This window comes from Vibrio sp. FF145 (assembly GCF_041439075.1).
Taxonomy (GTDB): Bacteria; Pseudomonadota; Gammaproteobacteria; order Enterobacterales; family Vibrionaceae; genus Vibrio; species Vibrio tasmaniensis_A.
Genome location: NZ_JBGONH010000013.1, coordinates 14,690 through 34,428 on the forward strand (window position 1 = coordinate 14,690; position 19,739 = coordinate 34,428).

Genomic DNA, 19,739 nt, shown 5'->3' on the forward strand with positions numbered 1-19,739 from the left:
GCTGTTGCTGTTGCTGTTGCTGTTGCTGTTGCTGTTGCTGTTGCTGTTGCTGTTGCTTCTGAGCCTGTTCGACAATCTCTAGGTTCTTCTTCGCGTAAGCATGTTCAGGGTTACTTTCGAGAATGCGTTGATACTCTTTTATCGCTTGGTCGTATTTACCTTGCTTTGCTTGTGCATTGGCGAGGTTGTAACGAGCATCTTCGCCAGAAAGACCTTGTAGCGTCTGTTCGGCCGCTTCGAAATCACCGGCTTTGTATTGCGCAATGCCTTTCCATTCTTGCTGTTCGAATTGTTCTGCGGCTTGTTGAAAGTCCTCATCTTGATACAACTGATAACCCACTTGGTCATCGGTTTTCCAAGGATTTGCAAACGCAGTATTCGGTTGGCTGAACGAGACAAGTACAGCTAGGCCACACCAAATGACCCCTTTTCGAAATAGCCCAAGTGCAGGAAGTAACAGAAACGGCAATAACCAGAAACCGTTGTTCACTCTGGTGTTGAGTGAGTTATTGGTTTTAGTCACTTCTGATGTTGTCGCAACTCGGTCGAGGTAACTTGCGATGTGTTCAACGTCTGAGTTATCCAATTGCAATTCAGTGAATGTGCCGCCAGAGCGACGAGTCAGGTCGCGCATATTGTCTACGTTGGTTTTCGCAACCACGGTTTGTCCTGAGTCGGTCTGTAACATCGAACCTGTAGGTAACGAGATCGGCGCGCCGCTTTCCGTACCTACAGCCAAGACTGATAACGTCCAATGACTACCAGAGAGTAGCGAGTCGATATCTTTCTTCTCTTGACCATCAATATCATCAGCAATCAGTACCAGATCGCCTTTATAGATATGAGCACGAGTCATCATCTCAATCGCAAGCTTAACTGCCGATGCTGCATTGCCGCCTTGGAAGGGCATGATATCTGGTGATAGGTTGGGTACGAGGTTCTTGATGGTGTTGATGTCAGACGTTAGCGGACTGATGGTGTAAGCATCTCCGGCGTATGCCACCATTCCCGTTAGGCCTTCTTTCCAGAGTGATAGTAGATCCAAAGCCTTGTATCGCGCCTGTGTTAAACGGTTTGGTTTAATGTCAGTGGCATACATCGACATCGACATATCAATGAGCACAACTCGAGCTTGTGTTTTTTCAAAGCTTGGTTGTTCATTTTTTTCAAAGCTTGGACCGGCCAATGCGATGACACCGACCAACCACCAAACACCGAAATAAGTGCCGCGGTTTTTCGATGGCTTGCTCGATTCAGGAGCCAAATAACGGGCGATGTGTGACGCTAATAACCCTTGCTTGGATTGTCTCTTGCTAAGCCACCAAATAGCGGGCAGCACGGCAAGAGCCAAGAACCAATATGGGTAGATAAAAGTAAAGTTAGACATTGTTTCTCCTAATGGCTAACAGCATAAATGCGAAAAACATTGCCGCCGACAGTGGCCAGACAAACCACTCTTGTTGTGGTCGCCAGATCTTAGTGGCGTTCGTCACGGGCTCTAACTGGTTGATGGTGTCGTAAATCGTTGCCAGCTCTTTGCTGTCACGCGCACGGAAGTACTGACCGCCAGTGCGTTTGGCGATTTCCATTAGAGTACGCTCATCCAAGTCTTGAGCAGTATTGACCTTACGAGTCATGAAGAACTCTTTGACCATCATTTCACCCGCACCGACACCCACGGTGTAAATCGTCGCGTTGTACTTCTTAGCAATATCCGCGGCTTCTAGTGGATCTAATACGCCTGCGGTATTGCTGCCGTCACTGAGTAGAATCATCACACGCTGAGGGGCGTCACTGTCGACAAAGGTTTTGGTGGCAAGGCCGATACCATCACCAATCGCGGTTTGAGTACCAATCAGCTTTAACACAGCCTGATTGAGTTGTTGTGAAAGCGTGTCTCTATCTAACGTCAGTGGCGTTTGCAGATAGGCGTGATCAGCAAATAGCACCAATCCGACTCGGTCGCCTTTTCGTCGCTCAATAAAGTCACTCAATACATGTTTCACCGCAGATAAGCGATCGATGTATTCGCCATTGAACTGCATGTCTTCTTGGCTCATCGAGCCGGAGAGGTCGACAACCAACATCAAGTCTCGGTGTTTTGGCTGAAACTCAACCGGTTCACCGTACCAAACTGGACGTGCCATGGCCGTTACCAATAAAAGCCAGATGATGACCGACAACGCCTTGGGTAAGCGACTGCTCGGCGTTTTGGTATTGCTGTCCTCGGGCAGAAATGGAAGCCTTAGGGCATTGTTCGATTCCGCCTTAGGAGAGAACAAGTAAACGAGAACCGGCAGTGGCGCGAGGAAAAACATCCACCACCAAACGAATTCAATATTTAGTAAGCTCGTGTTTAAAAGATCAGTCATAACGACCTCGCTTTGGAGGAAGGGCTTTACGAAGCCAGATTTCGCAGTCGTTAACCAATTGCTGTTGAGCCTTTTTCTGTTCGTTGCTCATTAAGGTTGCATCTTGGTAGAGCGCTTGTTGCCATTGCGATTGTTTTGCGGCGAACAAAGGTTTTGCCAATTGCGCATCTAAGAACGTCAACCAATCATCACCAGACAAGCCTGCCACTTTTTCGCGTGGGAAATAGCTTAGTGCTGCCTGACGAACGATGTCTTGAGCTGCACTCGGAGACAAGGTATTTGAAGGCTGACTATCACGAAAGCAAGCAAGTGCTTCGTTCTTCGCGTATTGGTTCTTTTGTCTTTTGTTTACAATGAAAAATACTAAGGCGATCAGAACAATGGCCGTGATAATGATTAACCACCAACCCCATGCCAAAGGCCACCATGACGGTGCGCTTGGCGTAATAATAGGGCTCAAGTCGAGAGGTTGATTCATGACTGAACTCCTGATACTTGGCTCATTAACGATTGCGCACAAGACAATGAACTGTATGGGATCGCCAAAGAAAGGCTCATTTGCATAAGTTGTTGTTGCTTCTGATCAAATGCGTGACTGAGCTTTTCCTTTTCCTTGCTTGATGAAAAGTTAAACCATTGCGTTTTATTGCCGTCGGTGATCTGTTTTGAACCTTTGAAAGCAGTGACACCTTGCTCTAATGGATCGTAAAAATGCACCAAGCGAACCCGATTATGCCGACGTATTTGATTGATAAGTGAGTAATTACTTTCGCTATAACGAACAAAATCACTGAGCATAATGATATCGCTGCCTTTCGGGCAAAGCTGATGAAGAGACTTCAGCCCATGCTCTAAGGTTGTGTTGCTGTGATTGTTTGGGTTAGTCAGCGCTGCGTTATTGATTTCTATGACTTTTTGTAAAATACGCAGCGGAGCGTGGTTGCTAGCACTGGGTTTAATCTCAATGATCTCTTGGCCAGTATCGATCACTGCACCAATACGGTCTTTTTGAGCGACGGTTAACCAGCAAAGTTGGCTGGCAAAGTGTGCGAGTTGAACCGATTTAAGCAACAAGGTTGAGCCGAAAATCATACTGCTCGACAGATCTAAGAACAAAATCACAGGCTGTTCTCTTTCTTCAGAAAACAGTTTGGTGTGCGCCTTGCCTGTTCTCGCCGTGACGCGCCAATCAATGCTGCGGATATCGTCGCCCGCCTGATATTGACGAACCTCAGAGAAATTCATCCCGCGACCTTTACGATTGCTTTCGTGCTGGCCGTTAAGTTGCGACCACAGGCTCTTGGCTGGAGGCAACCAGCGGACAGACTGCGCTTTGTATTGCAGCAGTTCGTCCAGGTTTAACGTGACGCCGTCACTATGGTTGGGTAATTGATTCTTCATGCGCGTATCCCTATGCGCTACCAACCAACGAGAGAAGGTGTGCGATCACTTGGTTTGCAGTGACCCCTTCGGCTTGTGCGTGGTAGCTACGAAGCAGGCGGTGACGCAGTACAGGGAATGCCATCGCTTGAACATCTTGTGGAGTGACGTAATCTCGTCCTGCAAGCCAAGCGTGAGCGCGGGCACAACGGTCTAACGCGATGGTTGCACGCGGGCTAACACCCATGTCTAACCATTGATCAAGCTGGTCGCTGTATTGCTTAGGTTGGCGCGTCGCCATTACCAATCTGATGATGTACTGCTCAATGGTGTCTGCCATGTGAATGTTGAGCACTTCTTGGCGAGCTTCGAAGATAGTTTGTTGAGAAATAGGCTCTGGTTGAACTGGTTGATTGCCTTGAGCTTCGCCTCTGTTTAGGCGCAAAATCTCCAGCTCACTTTCCATGTCTGGATAAGCCACTTCTAAATGCAGCAAGAAACGGTCTAATTGAGCTTCTGGTAGCGGGTAAGTGCCTTCTTGCTCAATTGGGTTTTGCGTTGCCATTACCAAAAACAAATCGGGTAAGGCATAGGTTTTTCGTCCCGCCGTCACCTGCTTCTCAGCCATCGCTTCTAGCATTGCGGCTTGCACTTTCGCCGGAGCACGGTTGATCTCATCCGCCAGAATAAGCGAGTTGAAAATCGGGCCCGATTGGAAGGTGAATTCTCCCGTTTCTGGACGAAATATATCGGTACCCGTTAAATCAGCAGGTAACAAATCTGGCGTGAATTGAATGCGGTGGAAGTCTCCCTCGACACAGTCAGCCAATGATTTTACTGCGCGAGTTTTTGCTAGCCCGGGAGGCCCTTCAACGAGGATATGACCATCGGCCAAAAGGGCTATCATCAGCTGCTTAACAAGCTCTTTTTGACCAATGATTTGAGACTCTAAATAGTTTTGAAGGACTTCGAAATTTGTTTTGTGCATTTTGGACTCTCTGGGTATCCATTTGATTTTTATTTTGAGTATTGGTCACTGATTACTAGGAAAAAGTTCCAGTACGTTTGTGGAATTTATTTTTTCAAAATTGGAATTATTTACAAGCGGTTAACGAGAAAAAACCACTGAGCCATGGTTTGTACCATATCAATTGTTTTTTATATATCAAAGCTTCAGAGGTCTGTCGTTAAGTGAGCTTCGTGGAACCTTATTATCCAGATAATTAAAATGAATGGTTACGTTTCACTGCATTAGTCTTGCTGATAGTTTTTTCTATAGAAGAATGATTGCTTTGTTTCACCATGCTTACAAATTTTTGCGAAATACCTCTCTAGTTTGATGGGGTTTAGCCGATATATGGTGGAGAGAGTGCACTACTGGTTTAAGTGCACCAAAAAAATCCTGTTCAGGATATATAAATAACGAGCGATTCTTTTTAAAGGTCCAAATATGTTGAAAACTAACTCTCTGAGTATTAAACAAAAAGTTGTACTTGGAATTACCTTCGCAGTTCTTGCATCAACGGTGATTGTCGGTGCGATGGCACAAAAGCAAGCAAGAGATGTTTTGAGTCATCGATTAGTCGATATTGAGCTTCCGGGAATGTTAGAGCGAATTAATGGTGAAATTGACCGTGAAGTCTCTCAGCTATTGTTAGCTGCAGAACAAATTGCTTCGAATGAATTCATTTCTGACGCTATCGAATCGACCGATCGTGATGCCGTCTTAGAGAACAAGCTAGTAAAGCAATTGAACAATGTTCGTAACCAATACCAGCTAAATGATGCCTCGGTAGCAAACCGTCAAACGGCCTACTACTGGAACCAAGATGGCTTCTTGCGTCAACTCAATCAACAGCAAGATGGTTGGTTCTTTGGCTTTACGCAATCTGGCCAGCAGACAATGGTCAGTATGTTCCAAGAAGCGACAGGTGAAGTGAAAATGTTCGCTAACTACCAACAACCTTCTGGTTTAGCGATGTCTGGCTTATCGAAATCGATGGGTGACATGGTAAGTCTACTCAATAGTTTTAAGATCGAAGATACCGGTTTTGTTTTCTTAACGAATAGCCAAGGTGATGTTCAAATTCATCGCGAACGTTCGCTTAGTGATTCATCACTTCAACAACTTTACGGTCCTCAATCTAGTCAGTTGTTAAGCAAGTCAGGATTTAACCTGATTACAACGGAACATAAAGGACAAGAGTTGTTTGTCGCGAGTTTGTATGTGCCGTCAATGGATTGGTTCGTTGTTGGTGAAGTTCCGACGAGCGAAGTTTTTGCTGAGCTTGATGCAACGGCTAAACAGATGCTGATCATGACCGCTGTTGTAGCGTTAATCTTTATTCTGATGGGCGTAGTGCTAGCAAACAGTATTACTCAACCGATTAAACTTTTGGCTAAGCGATTCGGTGACCTTGGCGAAGGTGACGGTGACCTTGCTCAGCGTATCGAAGTGAAAGGCAACGATGAAATTGCACAGCTTTCAAAGGGCTTTAATGGATTCATCGAAAAGATTCACGAGTCGATGAAAGAGGTGTTTTCTACAAGCCAAGCACTTCAAGTCGCCGCTGAGAGTGTTTCTAATAAAGCACACATCACCCACGACAATAGCCAAGAACAACGAGATCAAACTCTTCAGGTAGTTGCAGCCATTAACCAGATGGGCATGACAATCAGCGAGATTGCATCGAATGCGGCAACGGCTGCGGAAACGGCAACACAGGCTTCAGGCAATACTGAAGTAGGCCGATCTGTGGTAAACAAAGCAAAAGACGCGATCAGCCGTTTAGCGCAAGACATCGAAAGTACAGGTCAAGTGGTAGAGCAGTTAGCTTCAACGACTCAAGACATTGGCTCTATTTTGGGTGTAATTCGTGACATCTCTGAACAAACCAACCTACTAGCTCTGAACGCTGCTATTGAAGCTGCGCGTGCGGGTGAACAAGGTCGCGGCTTTGCCGTTGTAGCCGATGAGGTTCGTAACCTAGCAAGCCGTACCGCAGATTCTACTGAAGAGATTCAGAAGATGATCAACCAACTGCAAAGTGATGCTAAAGATGCCGTAACGGCGATGAGTGCAGGCAAAGTGATTACACTTGAAGGCGTATCGGCGTCGGATGAAGCGGTGGACGTACTGGGGGGTATTTCAGACCGTATCGTTGATATCACTGATCGTAACACTCAAGTGGCAACGGCAACGGAAGAGCAATCAACCGTAGTTCATACCATCAACCAGAATATTGAAGAAATCAACGCGATTAACGAAGTGACGACTGGAACCGCAGAGCAGCTTGCTGAAGCGAGCCAAGAACTTCAACAGCTTTCTTCTCGTCTAGATAAGATGGTTGGCTCGTTTAAGCTTTAATAGCGGATAAACTTGCAACACTTACATTGGAGCCGGATTCATTTCACGTGACCCCGGCTTTTTTACGTCTGATGCTAATTGTTACGTTTGGTATAGCTTTTTACGTTGAACGTCGCCATTCAGACCGCAGTTCTGCATTTAAGCTGATGTTCACTTGATCTGGTTTCGGGCTTTGCACCTAATCGCCCTAGCATCATAGAGCGTAAATGAGTAAAATCTCGCTAGGTTTAATATTTAGGTAAGTATCATGAGCGATTTTGAAAAAGAACTAGAGCAGATGACTCAAGAGATGGGCGATGAGCCTGAAGTGAAACTTCCATCACTTGAAGAGCAAAAAGCGATCGTTGCTGAATTTAAGCGACTAGAAGCGGAAGGCAAACTGACACCTGAAGTGTTAGAACAGCATTTTGGCCAGTTCAATAAAACAAGTGATACGCCAATTCACTAAGTTATTTACTACGATTGGTATTAAAGTTGAGCAAGCCTATATCTTTATCGTTTAGATAGGGTGGCTTTTAGCTCCAACAGATAAAGGTCTAGCATTCGCTAGGCCTTTTTTGTTTTTATACTGAACAGACAACAGACAACAGACAACAGACAACAGACAACAGACAACAGACAACAGACAAAGCGCGATCTATTTAATGAAAGTAAAACTCGTTGTCAGAAAATGAGAAATCCCCCTTACAAGGTAAGAGGGATTCGATACGGGCAAGTTATATCCTAAAAAGACGAACCGATTAGTCGGTGCCGTACTCTTTGTACAAGCGACGACATGCTCTACCATCGCTATGGAACAAGTGACAACGGTGTGCAGGAATACCAATCGCTAGCTTGTCACCAGACTCAATCGTCAACGTGTCTGGCTGGCGATAGATAACGTCAGCATCGGCACTGTCGAGGTTTAGGTAAACTTGTGTTTCGTTACCGAGCTTCTCGACCATCAACACATCAGCTTCAATCGTCGCATCACCTGTTTCAGCAGACAATAAGTGCTCAGGACGAACACCTAGAGACATACGGTCACCAGCGTTGACAGTCGTGCCATCAACTGGGATCCAGAAAGTCATACCGTTTGAAAGTTGTACCAATACGCGTTCTGCTTCAGCTTGTTCGATGTGAACCGACATAAAGTTCATTTTTGGTGAGCCAATAAAGCCAGCAACGAAACGGTTTTGAGGATAGTGGTAAAGATCAAGAGGTTTACCCACTTGAGAAACAAAACCGCCATCAAGCACAACGATTTTATCCGCCATTGTCATCGCTTCAACTTGGTCGTGTGTTACATAAATCATGGTACAGCCCAGTTGACGCTGTAGCTTGGTGATTTGTGAACGCATTTGAACACGCAGTGCTGCATCCAGGTTAGACAGAGGCTCATCAAGTAGGAATACGTTTGGTTGAGAAACCAGAGTACGACCAATCGCAACACGTTGACGTTGACCACCAGACAATGCTTTAGGTTGACGTTCAAGAAGGTGACCAAGCTGAAGGATTTCTGCAGCATGTTCAACACGCTTGTCAATTTCAGCTTTATCGGCGTTTGCCAGTTTAAGACCAAAAGACATGTTGTCGTAGAGATTTAGGTGAGGGTAGAGCGCGTAAGATTGGAATACCATACCTACACCACGTTTTGATGGCTCAACATCGTTCATGCGTTGATCACCAATGTACAAATCACCAGACGTAATATCTTCTAGACCTGCGATACAGCGTAATAGCGTCGATTTACCACAACCTGATGGTCCAACGAATACTACGAATTCACCTTCGTTGATGTCTAAGGTTACGTCCTTAGAAATCTGTACATCACCATATGATTTATAAACGTTTTTTAACGTGACACTCGCCATCTAGCTTGTCCTCGATCGATCAAATTTTAAGTTTTACTGCTTATCATTATAAGGAATTTTTGGGTCAGCAGTAACTGTAGGAATTGGTAAGTATTGAGTGAGTAAGAAAAAAGTGGGTGGGACTTGAATTCTTTAACCAAGCCCACCCGTCATAGCCAAACTGGTGCCTATTTCCCCCACATCCAGCTAAATCTCCCCCGTGATTCAATCACAGATTTAGCTCGATGCTTAATAAAGACAACAGCGGGCAGTGAAGCCAACTAAATGAAGAATGCGTCAACGCATAACATTCGCTGGTAAAGGGTTCTTACTATCCACTCTTGGATGAATGCAGTTTCGGTGAATTCGCGTAATGGTACATCCTCCCAATAGAAAATTAACTAGGGGGAGTAGGAGGGGAGGAGTAGATAAAGGGGGTTATCTATAACTGGCGATCCAGTTCAAATAAATTCACCGCATAACGGTGATGTGGATCACGATGAGTATCTACTTTGTGACTTCGCTCGCCAATCTTACCGGATGACGATCACGAAATTAGGCCATAATAGCTAGGGCGTAGTGGCTAGGATGATGAGCTGTCATTGATTTTCTCAGATCATAGCCTCCGAAAACTGGCTCGTCTTAATTGAATGCGCCCTACGTATAAATATAAAAAGGATATTGACATGAAAAACGCTCTAAGCGCTGTAGCTCTAGGCACAATCGTTGCTCTGGGTTCTTTTGGTGCAAACGCTGCTATCGAAGAAGGTCAACTAACTATTTGGGTTGGTGGCGACAAAGCTTATGAAGGAATGGCTGAAGTAGGTAAACGCTTTGAAGAAGATACTGGTGTTAAAGTAACCGTCGCTTTCCCTGACAAACTAGAAGAGAAATTCTCTCAGGTTGCAGCAGCTGGCGATGGCCCAGACATGATTTTCTACGCACACGACCGTTTTGGTGGTTTTGCAGAAGCAGGTCTTCTTGTTGATATCAAACCTTCTAAGGAAACTAAAGAAGGTATCGTAGACTTCGCATGGGATGCTGTTTCTTACGACGGTAAAACAATCGCTTACCCAGTTGCAGTTGAGTCAGTTTCTCTTATCTACAACAAAGCACTTGTTCCTAATCCACCTAAGTCTTGGGAAGAGATCCCTGCACTAAACGCTAAGCTTCAAAAAGATGGCAAGAAAGCAATCATGTGGCCTCTACGTGGTGGCGCTTACTTCACATGGCCTCTACTTGCAGCTGACGGCGGTTACGCGTTCAAGCAAACAGCGGAAGGTTACGACATTAAAGATGCAGGCGTAGCGACTGACGGTGTTCAGAAGTCTCTAGGTTTCATTGAGAAGATGGTAAAAGACAAAGTTATTTCTGCGGATATGGATTACTCAGTTGCTGAGTCTGAATTCGTAGCAGGTAACGTTGCAATGACAATTAACGGTCCTTGGGGCTGGGCAAACATCGAGAAAGCTGGCGTAGATTACGGCGTAGCAACATTGCCTAAGTTCAACGGTAAAGCGTCTAAGCCATTCGTTGGTGTATGGGCTGGTGGTATCAGCACCGCTTCTCCAAACCGTGATCTAGCCGTTGAGTTTATGGAAAACTACCTACTAACTGATGAAGGTATGAAGAGCTTGAACGACGACAAGCCATTAGGCGCTGTTGCTCTTAACTCTTTCCAACGTCAACTAGACAGCGACACTCGTATTGCAGCAACAATGGATAACGCGATGAACGGCGAAATCATGCCTAACATCCCTCAGTTCACAACATTCTGGTACAGCATGGAAGAAGCTATTGGCAACGTAGTTGATAGCCGTCAATCAGTAGAGCAAGCACTAAAAGGTGCTGAAGCTCGAATGACTAAGTAACAACCAAGCACTACCTTTTAAGGAGGGGGCAACCTCTCCTTACTTTTCTATTTTTATATCTCGTTAGCAGGTTCCTCTATGCAGTCAGTTCAAGGTTCAGATGCGATCCCGGCACCATCAAGCCTTCCAGGCAGTAAAAGCGTCTTCATCAAATGGGGGTTGCTTGGTAGTGTTGGCTTAATTAATGGCTACGCTACAATTTTAATGTATTCTCGCGGTGAGCTCGCATTTGCGCTGCTTACTGTGATTTTAACGGCTTTGGCTCTTTACATTTTTGGTAGTAAGAAAACTTACGCCCACCGTTATATTTACCCCGGTATTGCCGGAATGATCTTATTCATTCTTTTCCCACTGGCATATACCGTAGGGCTTGCGTTTACTAACTACAGCGCAAAAAACCAGCTCTCTCTAGAGCGTACTCAAACCGTTCTTTTAGACCGTTCATTCCAAAGCGGTGAAAGCTACCCATTCACTTTGTACAAAACAGATAACGGTCACCAGATCGTTGTGAAAGATGGCGACCAGCTGTTAGCAACTGATGTATTTTCTCTGGAAGGCATGACATCAACAGAGATGGACCTATCTGCAATTGACTCTGTACAAGGTGAAAAAGAGAAGATCAAAGCGATCATCCAAAATCGCTCTGTGATCAGTGGTGTCGATTTCCATCTGCCAAATGGTGATGACATCCGCATGAGCGGCTTACGTAAATTTGCTGCCGTTGCACCGCTTTACACTCTTCAAGATGACGGGGAAACGTTATACAACAATGAATCTGGTGAAATATTGAAACCAAACATGGAAGTGGGTTTCTACCAACCGGTTGACGAGAAAGGTGAGTTTATCGGTAACACCATTTCTCCAGGATTTGTTGTAGACATTGGTACAGCCAACTTTGAACGTGTTTGGAAAGATGACGGCATCAAAGAACCGTTTATCAGTATCTTTATTTGGACGGTTGTATTCTCCATTTGTACGGTAGCCTTCACACTTGCAATTGGTTTGGTTCTGGCAAACGTTGTGCAGTGGGAAGAGCTGAAAGGCCGTGCTGTGTATCGTGTTCTACTAATTTTGCCTTACGCCGTACCAGCATTTATCTCGATTCTTATCTTTAAGGGCCTATTCAACCAGAGCTTTGGTGAGATTAACATGGTGCTTGAGAGTATCTTTGGTTTAAGCCCAAACTGGTTCTCCGACCCGATCTTAGCGAAATCCATGGTGTTGATTGTTAACACTTGGCTAGGCTTCCCTTACATGATGATTCTATGTATGGGTCTACTAAAAGCGATTCCTGAAGATTTGTACGAAGCGTCAGCAATCGATGGTGCTAACTTCCTTGATAACTTCAAGCGAATCACTTTTCCATTGATGATAAAACCGTTAACACCACTATTGATTGCAGCGTTTGCCTTTAACTTCAATAACTTTGTAATGATTCAACTATTGACGAACGGTGGCCCGAACATGATTGGTACTTCTGAGCCAGCGGGTTACACAGACTTGCTTGTAAGCTACACGTACCGAATTGCATTCGAAGGCGGCGGCGGTCAAGACTTTGGTCTAGCAAGTGCAATCGCAACGCTTATCTTCCTATTGGTTGGTGCCCTAGCGTTACTAAACCTTCGTTTCACTAAATTGACTCAAGATTAAGGAGCACGACAATGGCTATGGTACAAGGTAAGAGCCTTAAATACCGAGTATGGGCAACGCATATTGCGCTGTGGTGCTTCTTAGCGCTAATTATTTTCCCACTACTGATGATTATTGCTATCTCATTCCGCGAAGGTAACTTTGCAACCGGTAGCTTGATTCCAGATAACCCATCTTTGGAACACTGGAAATTGGCTCTGGGTATGTCAGTGACGAATGCTGATGGCTCAGTTACTCCGCCTCCATTCCCAGTACTGACTTGGCTGTGGAACTCGATAAAAGTAGCGGGTATTACGTCAATTCTTATTGTGACACTGTCGACAACATCGGCTTACGCATTTGCTCGTATGCGCTTTAAAGGTAAAGAAACTATCCTGAAAGCGATGATGATTTTTCAAATGTTCCCTGCGGTATTGGCTCTAGTGGCTATCTACGCACTGTTCGACAAATTAGGGCAATACATCCCATTCTTAGGCTTGAACACGCATGGCGGTCTGATCTTCTCGTACTTGGGCGGTATTGCATTGCACGTTTGGACGATTAAGGGCTACTTTGAGACGATTGATAACTCTTTGGAAGAAGCTGCAGCATTAGATGGCGCAACACCTTGGCAAGCGTTCAGATTGGTTCTATTACCACTGTCAGTACCCATCCTAGCGGTTGTATTCATTTTATCTTTCATTGGTGTTGTTGGTGAGGTACCAGTTGCTTCCATCCTATTATCGGACGTGAACTCTTACACGCTAGCGGTAGGTATGCAGCAGTACCTATATCCTCAGAACTACTTATGGGGCGACTTTGCGGCAGCAGCGGTACTTTCCGCACTTCCGATTACTATCGTGTTCTTACTGGCTCAGCGTTGGTTAGTTGGCGGTTTGACGTCGGGTGGTGTAAAAGGATAAGCTGTCCTTATAAGAAAGACAAAAGAGCGACCGTTAGGTCGCTCTATATTGGCATTTTTATTACATCATTTGGTTTGGCCGCCGATCAGTAATAAAAATAACCCTCAGGTTACGCATAGCTGGCTACTAATCAGGTTCCTTACGCTATTAATGATTAGTGGTTTTTGTAACTCTAACCCAGGTACTTACTTGGGTTTTTTTATGCCCGCTACTTTTATCTCTATCTCTATCTCAGTCTTTTTGGTTTCTTTCAGTCATTAAATACTGAAGTACCTCTTTCCTGGATTTTTCCGGTTTCATCTCTCTAATTGAAGACATCAACGAGTCTCACAAATCAGACACTCAGTATAGGGGGCCACAGCTCTATTGATATATGTGTAATATTTCCATGCGTGATACTTCAATAATTTGCATGCAACGGATCGGTCTATTACACAGAAAGTGCCTATAAAGGCAGGCTCGTGTTAATTTTTGTGGTGGGTATTCTCGGTAGTTATTGATTTAGTGGTAAATATTTCAAAAAGGGAAGGAGAAAAGGAAGAGGTGATGTGAGACTAGAACTCTTTGCTAGAAGGTGCGCAACCTAAATGCTGAAGTAAAACATAGATGCTGTCTTGATAAAGAGCTACGCGACGAAACAGATCCGCAAACGTCTGATCACCGCCAAAACAAGCTTGGATATAGTGGTTAATTTCATTCGTGTCGTAGCCTTCGACGTACAAACTTCTAACCCATTGATACTCAACTGCCTTCAAGTTCGTCAGTGTAGATTCGCAAAGGGTGGGAAATGTTGTGCTCAAAAGTGGCTCCAAGAAATTTAAATACATCCATTATGATTGGCGGTATTTAAACAGAGCAAAATGACGACTTTATTACAGTCAAAATAAATCCGTGAACAAGTATCGGATCATTTTAACTTTTGACTGGGTATCACGCGTTATAGTCAGCATTAGGTGTGTAACGGATTTACTTGGGTATAGAGAGGGAATTGAAAATGCCAAGCAAGTACTGCCTGGCATCGTAATAAGGTTTTGTAGAGTATATCTGCTAGCTGCGCCTATTTAAGATACTTTACGTGTGCTTCCATCTCTTCACCGATCTGTTTTCGCATGTTCATTAGGCGAATAGCAGAATCTCTTAATTCGATGTCTTCTGATGTTTCTGGTACCCATTCTGGCACTTTAGTCGGGTTACCATTTTCATCAACAGCGACCATAATCACGATACAGTGAGTCGTTAGGCGGTTGTTGAGTTCTTTTGGGTCGCTGGCTTGAACATCGATAGCGATGTGCATAGAAGATGAACCTGTATAAATGACCTTCGCACTTACTTCAACAAGGTTACCCACATGGATTGGAGCAACGAATCGAATACCACCAGCGTAAGCGGTAATACAGTACTTACCACTCCATCCAGCAGAACAAGCGTAAGCCGCTAAATCGACCCATTTCATTACGGCACCACCATGAACTTTACCACCAAAGTTCACATCCCCGGGTTCAGCTAAAAAACGCAGAGTAACGTCTCGTTTACCATCTTGTCGGCTATTGTGACTGCTCATCTATCTTCCTTCATTATTATTGTTCTGAATAACATGCTCGTTACTTGCTAATAACAATATACTTAAGATGACATAAATTAAAGCGGATAATCTCACGAACAAGACTATTTTTTCAAACAGATGGCGAGTTGATGACTATTGATGTTTAAAGGAGGTGGACGTGACGCTCCAACAGAGGAGTACTCTATCGAGCAAGCTGGCGGAAGGGTGGATTGCAAAAAAAAACACCTAGCGGAATGCTAGGTGTTTCTAAGCCGTGTGGTACTCATATCGGTACCTTTTTGAGTTAGCCAACTAACCGTTGCTTATCCGGTTTAGTTTAAGTGATGGTATCTTAATTAATCCCAAAACGATAGTTTTGATTGTTTTCTTATAAGCTCACTTTCTGTTCGAAAAGTATAGAACCTTCGCGTAGATATTTCCTTTCGTATTATTGCTAGAAAACTCTTTTAATACATTTTGCAATAATAATCTGTATTTATCGGTAAGTTAAGGTGTTAAAGCTAAATTTATATCGATTTTAAAGTGTTCACTTTTGTATAAACCAAAGTAACTAGACGGTTATTTCGTTGCTGTAAATTTTCTAAATGGCTCATAGTGACCTGGGTTACATGAGCCGTGTGACCATAGGAGAGCGATTAGATCAACAGTTACCTGCTTTCTGGGGAGTTATTCTAACGCTTTGAACACTTAAACCGTACTTAGTGCATTAAATGGAAGTTGGCGAGATATTGCAATAGCAAACACCATTATTAAGTGTACTTAAAAGCTTCATGAACGAAAAATAAAATTAGAGAGCATGAATCGAGAAATCGACAATAAACAACAGTACCTGCTAACGAGGCAGGTACTGAGTGGAAAATGGAATGGGGCATTGTCGCAGGTTAAGCGGGGTTAGTTTTGCTGAGGTAAGGGAGCCTCAAGCCTTGGTTTTCTTTTGATTTGAGCAAGGATGACACCGGAAATCACCATCACACCACCAATGATGTGGAACTGGTTAATCTTTTCGCCCAGCCAGGTGGAAGCTAATACAATCGCGATAACTGGCATCAAATTCATAAACATCGCGCTTGAGTCAGCACCAATCGTGTCAATCGCCTTCACCCACATCCAAGGCGCTAAAATTGAAGCGGCCACCGCGGCGTAAGCTATCAATGGGATCGCTTGTTGCGGTGGTAACAGTTGTTCGCTGGTAAGCCAAAGTGGCGTAAGCATAGCGACAGCAAACAGACCCTGAATGTAAATTACCACCCAGCTACTGATGGGCATTTTCCAGCGTTTCAATAACACACAGTAAGAAGCATAAACAAAGGCCGCAATCAGCATATAGCCATCGCCTTGAGTCAATTCTTGATGCATGAAGAACAAAGGGTCGCCTTTGCCTAACATCAGAGCTAAGCCTGACAGTGACAACACACCGCCAACAATACTTAAACTAGAAATGGACTTGTGCAACAAAGGAACGCTTAGAAATACACTGATCAACGGGACTAGAGACGTGATCAATGCCATGTTGGAAGCGGTTGTGGTTAAGCCTGCGTAGTAACCTAGAGATTGGTTCAACACCATGCCCAAAAAGCCGAGGAACGCTAATTTAGATAAGTTTGGCTTAATGACAGCCCACTGTTTCATCACTGGGCGAATGCAGAAAGGCGTGAGAATTAACATCGCAAAAAACCAGCGGTAAAAACTCATCGCGCTAGGTTCTATGGTGCTTGCAGCAAGCTTGTTGACGATTGCATTGGCGCCCCAGATACAGACTGTAAAAAATGGTAAGAGATAATGCATGTGAATTCCGTCGCAAATGAGTTGATGCGGCTAGTTTGACAGGTCGTTATACTTACAAGTATCTTTAGAAAGACATCAGGCGCGATAGGAAGACAAGTTTGAAAAAACAGTCCAGAAACCTTCATCCATCCTTATCAATTGATAAGGCACCATCCAATGTATTTATGAATTTTGAAGCGTTTCTTTCGAATACTGAAACCCGAGTTCATAGCCACTCATGGGGACAGGTTCAATTGATCAGTGGCGGTATATTAGAGATGGAAGCGGAAAGCACCCGATTTCTAGCGCCACCACATTTGGCGATTTGGGTACCGGCCGGGGTGATGCATTGTAGTTATAACCGTAAGCCTTTGGACTACTGCTCGCTAAATATCGCCCCAGAACTCACGCAACACCTGCCAGATAAAACCAGCCTTATAAAGATCACGCCGATTGTGTCTTCTATCATCGATGATTTTCGCGATCGTGGAATCAATGTTGCAGAAAAAGAGCAAGATCAAAGGCTCGTTCAGGTACTGCTTGACCAACTTGCGCAGCGTGAGGTTGAACACCACTTCTTGCCTTCAACCGACAATAAGTATCTAGCGCCTATATTAGCTTCTGTTGAAGAGAACCCAACCGATGAAGTGACGCTGAAAGATTGGGCTGAACGTGTCCACACTACGGAAAGAACCCTTTCTCGCCACTGCCAGACGGAGCTCGGAATGAGCTTTACCGAGTGGCGACTGCGAGTGCGCTACCTATACTCAATGGACTTGTTGAGAAACGGCCAGTCGGTTAAAGAGGTCGCTCTTACATTGGGTTATAACCAAGCAAGCCCATTTATCACCATGTTCAAACGTTACGCGAACCAAACGCCAGAACAGTATAAGAACCGGTTGTTGTAATTGGTTTCTTTTGTCAAACGTGTCAATAATCGATTACTTTCAATTTTTATGTTTAACTTATTGTTATTAAATGATTAAATTTAGTATTGATAGTGGATGTACACGTCTGTTTCGTCAATGGTTTGAATTTGGTTATATAAGCATTTAGTTTTTTGATCGTATTTGAGTGATCATTTATATAATCACTTGCTCAAAATGCCGAGGAAAAAATTTGAAGTTTATTATCCCAACGATATCAGTATTAGCTGTAACACTTTCTGCATGCGGTGGTGGTAGCGATAGCGCTGCGCCACCACCTAAAAAGACTAAAACCGTAGTTCCTCAAATGTCCATAACCCCGGCATCAGGAAGTGTTGCAGATCCAAAAGATGACGTTGCAAAAAACTCTTATAGCAGTCCCGTCATGTATACAGCTAATGCTATAGGTAGTACTGATATCAAAGAGTGTATCAAGTCTCTAAACCTGTTTAATATTTACAGTATTGGGTGGGACGATGAATTTAATGAAGAGCTATCATCTAAGCAGCAAAAAGATCTTAAAGATTTCTATGGTGTTTATGGCGCAAACGGAATTGTCGATTACTCTGCTCACACTATCGAAGCTAAAGATTGGATCAGTTATTTCTACTATGATGCAAATTTTCAAGATTGCGAAGCGCGTCGTTACAAGTCATATGCCAAGGTCAAGAAAGTAGGCCAAGACATTACCGAGCTTAGTTACAAGTACAGTGTAGATGCCGATGCTACGACAAACACACCTCAACAAGATATAAGTAACTATACTGCTTGGCAAAGTGACGCTGCGAAAAACACAGTGGTTGGTTTAGTGACGAACATTACAACAGGTAGTATTCAACACAAGCAGCAACTGAAAAGCTTCACATCCGACAGTGGGCGCTTTGTTGATAACGTCAATTTCAGCAAGATGTTTAGAAATAGCTATTTCTTTGAGTCTTATGACAATGGCGAAGTTGAGTTCCAAGTTGTTGGCGGTAAGGTGATTGATAGATATGCAAAATTAAACCAGTCAGCCCCAGATACATACTATGCAGTTAACTTGATCTCGGCATACTTCCCAGGTGTTGGAACAAGAATTAATTGGTGTGTACGAGGGAGCCAGTTCGTACTAAACAAAGAGACGCCTATCAGCGAAGCACAATACAGCAGCATTATTGAAAATGGTGATTTGGGAGCGGCTTACTGTGACCCATTTGATGCGAATATCAGCCAAGTTCGTTACTACGATACAAAAGGAAGTATAGTCTCAGACAGCTCCGCAATTGCGCTTGAGTTAAACAATAAGTTGGCACAAGGCACTATTGTTAAAGACAAGTTGGATCAACGAGTAGCAAATAAGAAGTTGTACCTAGGAAAAACACACAGTGAATATTTCCAAGATACTTCTTTGGCGAATCAAGTTGATCAGATCAAAGCCGATTTGACTAAATAGCGTTTAGAAGAGCGTTATGAAGGTGTGCCTCTGCAATCTATAATCGTAAATAGCCATCCTCGTGATGGCTTTTTCATATCACTAGTGGGTTGGCAAGCAGTCGCGTGGCAAGACCTTCGAAATCTTAAATATTTGTTTGGCGCTTATATCCAATCATGGGCTACCGCCATTAACGAAACAAAACTGGTCAGTACATTCGAGAGGATGGTAACCACATGAATGAGATGCACTAATTTATTCCCTTTAAAGGCTTTAAATGAGTAGATTGTTGAAAGCAAAGATAGGACAAAAAACAGACCAATAGGCCAATACCAATAATACAGGGGGTCAAACTGAGTAAATTCGCATGCAACAACAGCATAAAAAAATCCAACTAAGGATAATAGGCCGTGAGCAGATTGAGCAATCGACCTGGAATTTAAGTAGTAGAGATAAGAAACCATGGGGTAGAAGGCTAATAAAACCCAAACTTGGCTAATCACAGTCAGTTGGTAGTCACTCATAATTCTCTCGAACACCTAATGCCTTGTCAATTTGTGGAAACTATACGACGAAGCTATATACGTAAACGTTATATACGCAAAAAAATATGCGAGTACTCTAACCAAAAAAACTAATCATTACAAAGTGCTATTGGAGTCCGTTGAATCGATTGATAAGTAGTTTAATAATGAATAAG

Annotated in this window: 17 protein-coding genes; 7 read left to right on the top strand and 10 right to left on the bottom strand. The window is 43.9% G+C overall.

Going from position 1 to position 19,739, the window contains the following annotated elements; all coding sequences use genetic code 11:
- From ACED42_RS06895 to ACED42_RS06915, 5 genes are all read right to left on the bottom strand, one after another.
- Nucleotides 1–1,387 (bottom strand): VWA domain-containing protein (locus tag ACED42_RS06895; protein WP_371701942.1); only part of this gene is annotated, 1,387 nt, incomplete at its 3' end.
- Nucleotides 1,380–2,372, bottom strand: coding sequence for a VWA domain-containing protein (locus ACED42_RS06900; RefSeq protein ID WP_371701943.1), 993 nt, complete (start codon nucleotides 2,370–2,372; stop codon nucleotides 1,380–1,382). The genes ACED42_RS06895 and ACED42_RS06900, both read right to left, overlap by 8 nt.
- Nucleotides 2,365–2,850 (bottom strand): DUF4381 domain-containing protein, encoded by a 486-nt coding sequence (locus ACED42_RS06905; protein ID WP_371701945.1) that lies wholly within the window; start codon nucleotides 2,848–2,850, stop codon nucleotides 2,365–2,367. The genes ACED42_RS06900 and ACED42_RS06905 overlap by 8 nt, the downstream gene beginning before the upstream one ends.
- On the bottom strand, nucleotides 2,847–3,773 hold the full coding sequence (locus tag ACED42_RS06910) for a DUF58 domain-containing protein (RefSeq protein WP_029223170.1): 927 nt from the start codon (nucleotides 3,771–3,773) through the stop codon (nucleotides 2,847–2,849). The genes ACED42_RS06905 and ACED42_RS06910 overlap by 4 nt, the downstream gene beginning before the upstream one ends.
- A 10-nt stretch (nucleotides 3,774–3,783) precedes the next feature.
- The gene (locus tag ACED42_RS06915; protein WP_012600202.1) at nucleotides 3,784–4,740 is read right to left on the bottom strand and encodes a MoxR family ATPase; all 957 of its coding nucleotides are present in this window, start codon (nucleotides 4,738–4,740) and stop codon (nucleotides 3,784–3,786) included.
- A gap of 462 nt (nucleotides 4,741–5,202) precedes the next feature.
- On the opposite strand from ACED42_RS06915, the gene ACED42_RS06920 reads away from it, so the two are divergent.
- Nucleotides 5,203–7,119: a methyl-accepting chemotaxis protein gene (locus ACED42_RS06920; protein WP_009845811.1), complete on the top strand. Its 1,917-nt coding sequence runs from the start codon at nucleotides 5,203–5,205 to the stop codon at nucleotides 7,117–7,119.
- Nucleotides 7,120–7,366: 247 nt separating this feature from the next.
- A complete protein-coding gene (locus tag ACED42_RS06925; protein ID WP_009845810.1) occupies nucleotides 7,367–7,567 on the top strand; it encodes a chromosome segregation ATPase in 201 nt (66 codons plus the stop codon).
- Between the two features lie 292 nt (nucleotides 7,568–7,859).
- Here the strand turns inward: ACED42_RS06925 and malK are convergent, their stop codons facing one another.
- Nucleotides 7,860–8,972, bottom strand: coding sequence for a maltose/maltodextrin ABC transporter ATP-binding protein MalK (gene malK / locus ACED42_RS06930; RefSeq protein ID WP_009845809.1), 1,113 nt, complete (start codon nucleotides 8,970–8,972; stop codon nucleotides 7,860–7,862).
- A gap of 665 nt (nucleotides 8,973–9,637) precedes the next feature.
- Here malK and malE point away from each other — a divergent pair.
- The 3 genes from malE (at nucleotide 9,638) to malG (ending at nucleotide 13,374) form a co-directional block, all read left to right on the top strand.
- Nucleotides 9,638–10,822 (top strand): maltose/maltodextrin ABC transporter substrate-binding protein MalE, encoded by a 1,185-nt coding sequence (gene malE, locus ACED42_RS06935; RefSeq protein ID WP_009845808.1) that lies wholly within the window; start codon nucleotides 9,638–9,640, stop codon nucleotides 10,820–10,822.
- A 78-nt stretch (nucleotides 10,823–10,900) separates the two neighbouring features.
- Nucleotides 10,901–12,472, top strand: a complete 1,572-nt coding sequence (gene malF / locus ACED42_RS06940; RefSeq protein WP_017096229.1) for a maltose ABC transporter permease MalF — start codon at nucleotides 10,901–10,903, stop codon at nucleotides 12,470–12,472.
- Nucleotides 12,473–12,483: 11 nt separating this feature from the next.
- Nucleotides 12,484–13,374 (top strand): maltose ABC transporter permease MalG, encoded by an 891-nt coding sequence (gene malG / locus ACED42_RS06945; protein ID WP_009845806.1) that lies wholly within the window; start codon nucleotides 12,484–12,486, stop codon nucleotides 13,372–13,374.
- A 554-nt stretch (nucleotides 13,375–13,928) separates the two neighbouring features.
- Here the strand turns inward: malG and ACED42_RS06950 are convergent.
- From ACED42_RS06950 to ACED42_RS06960, 3 genes are all read right to left on the bottom strand, one after another.
- Nucleotides 13,929–14,201, bottom strand: coding sequence for a hypothetical protein (locus ACED42_RS06950; RefSeq protein WP_012600205.1), 273 nt, complete (start codon nucleotides 14,199–14,201; stop codon nucleotides 13,929–13,931).
- A gap of 230 nt (nucleotides 14,202–14,431) precedes the next feature.
- Nucleotides 14,432–14,935 carry an acyl-CoA thioesterase gene (locus tag ACED42_RS06955; protein WP_012600206.1) on the bottom strand — a complete coding sequence of 168 codons (504 nt, stop codon included), beginning with the start codon at nucleotides 14,933–14,935 and terminating at the stop codon, nucleotides 14,432–14,434.
- Between the two features lie 894 nt (nucleotides 14,936–15,829).
- Nucleotides 15,830–16,723, bottom strand: coding sequence for a DMT family transporter (locus ACED42_RS06960; RefSeq protein WP_012600207.1), 894 nt, complete (start codon nucleotides 16,721–16,723; stop codon nucleotides 15,830–15,832).
- 98 nt (nucleotides 16,724–16,821) lie between these two features.
- Here ACED42_RS06960 and ACED42_RS06965 point away from each other — a divergent pair, with 98 nt between their 5' ends.
- Together ACED42_RS06965 and ACED42_RS06970 are read left to right on the top strand one after the other, a co-directional pair.
- Nucleotides 16,822–17,610 carry a helix-turn-helix transcriptional regulator gene (locus tag ACED42_RS06965; RefSeq protein WP_371701947.1) on the top strand — a complete coding sequence of 263 codons (789 nt, stop codon included), beginning with the start codon at nucleotides 16,822–16,824 and terminating at the stop codon, nucleotides 17,608–17,610.
- Nucleotides 17,611–17,821: 211 nt separating this feature from the next.
- Nucleotides 17,822–19,060 carry a hypothetical protein gene (locus ACED42_RS06970; RefSeq protein ID WP_371701949.1) on the top strand — a complete coding sequence of 413 codons (1,239 nt, stop codon included), beginning with the start codon at nucleotides 17,822–17,824 and terminating at the stop codon, nucleotides 19,058–19,060.
- Between the two features lie 143 nt (nucleotides 19,061–19,203).
- Here the strand turns inward: ACED42_RS06970 and ACED42_RS06975 are convergent, their stop codons facing one another.
- The gene (locus tag ACED42_RS06975; protein ID WP_371694573.1) at nucleotides 19,204–19,563 is read right to left on the bottom strand and encodes a hypothetical protein; all 360 of its coding nucleotides are present in this window, start codon (nucleotides 19,561–19,563) and stop codon (nucleotides 19,204–19,206) included.
- Nucleotides 19,564–19,739: the final 176 nt, after the last annotated feature.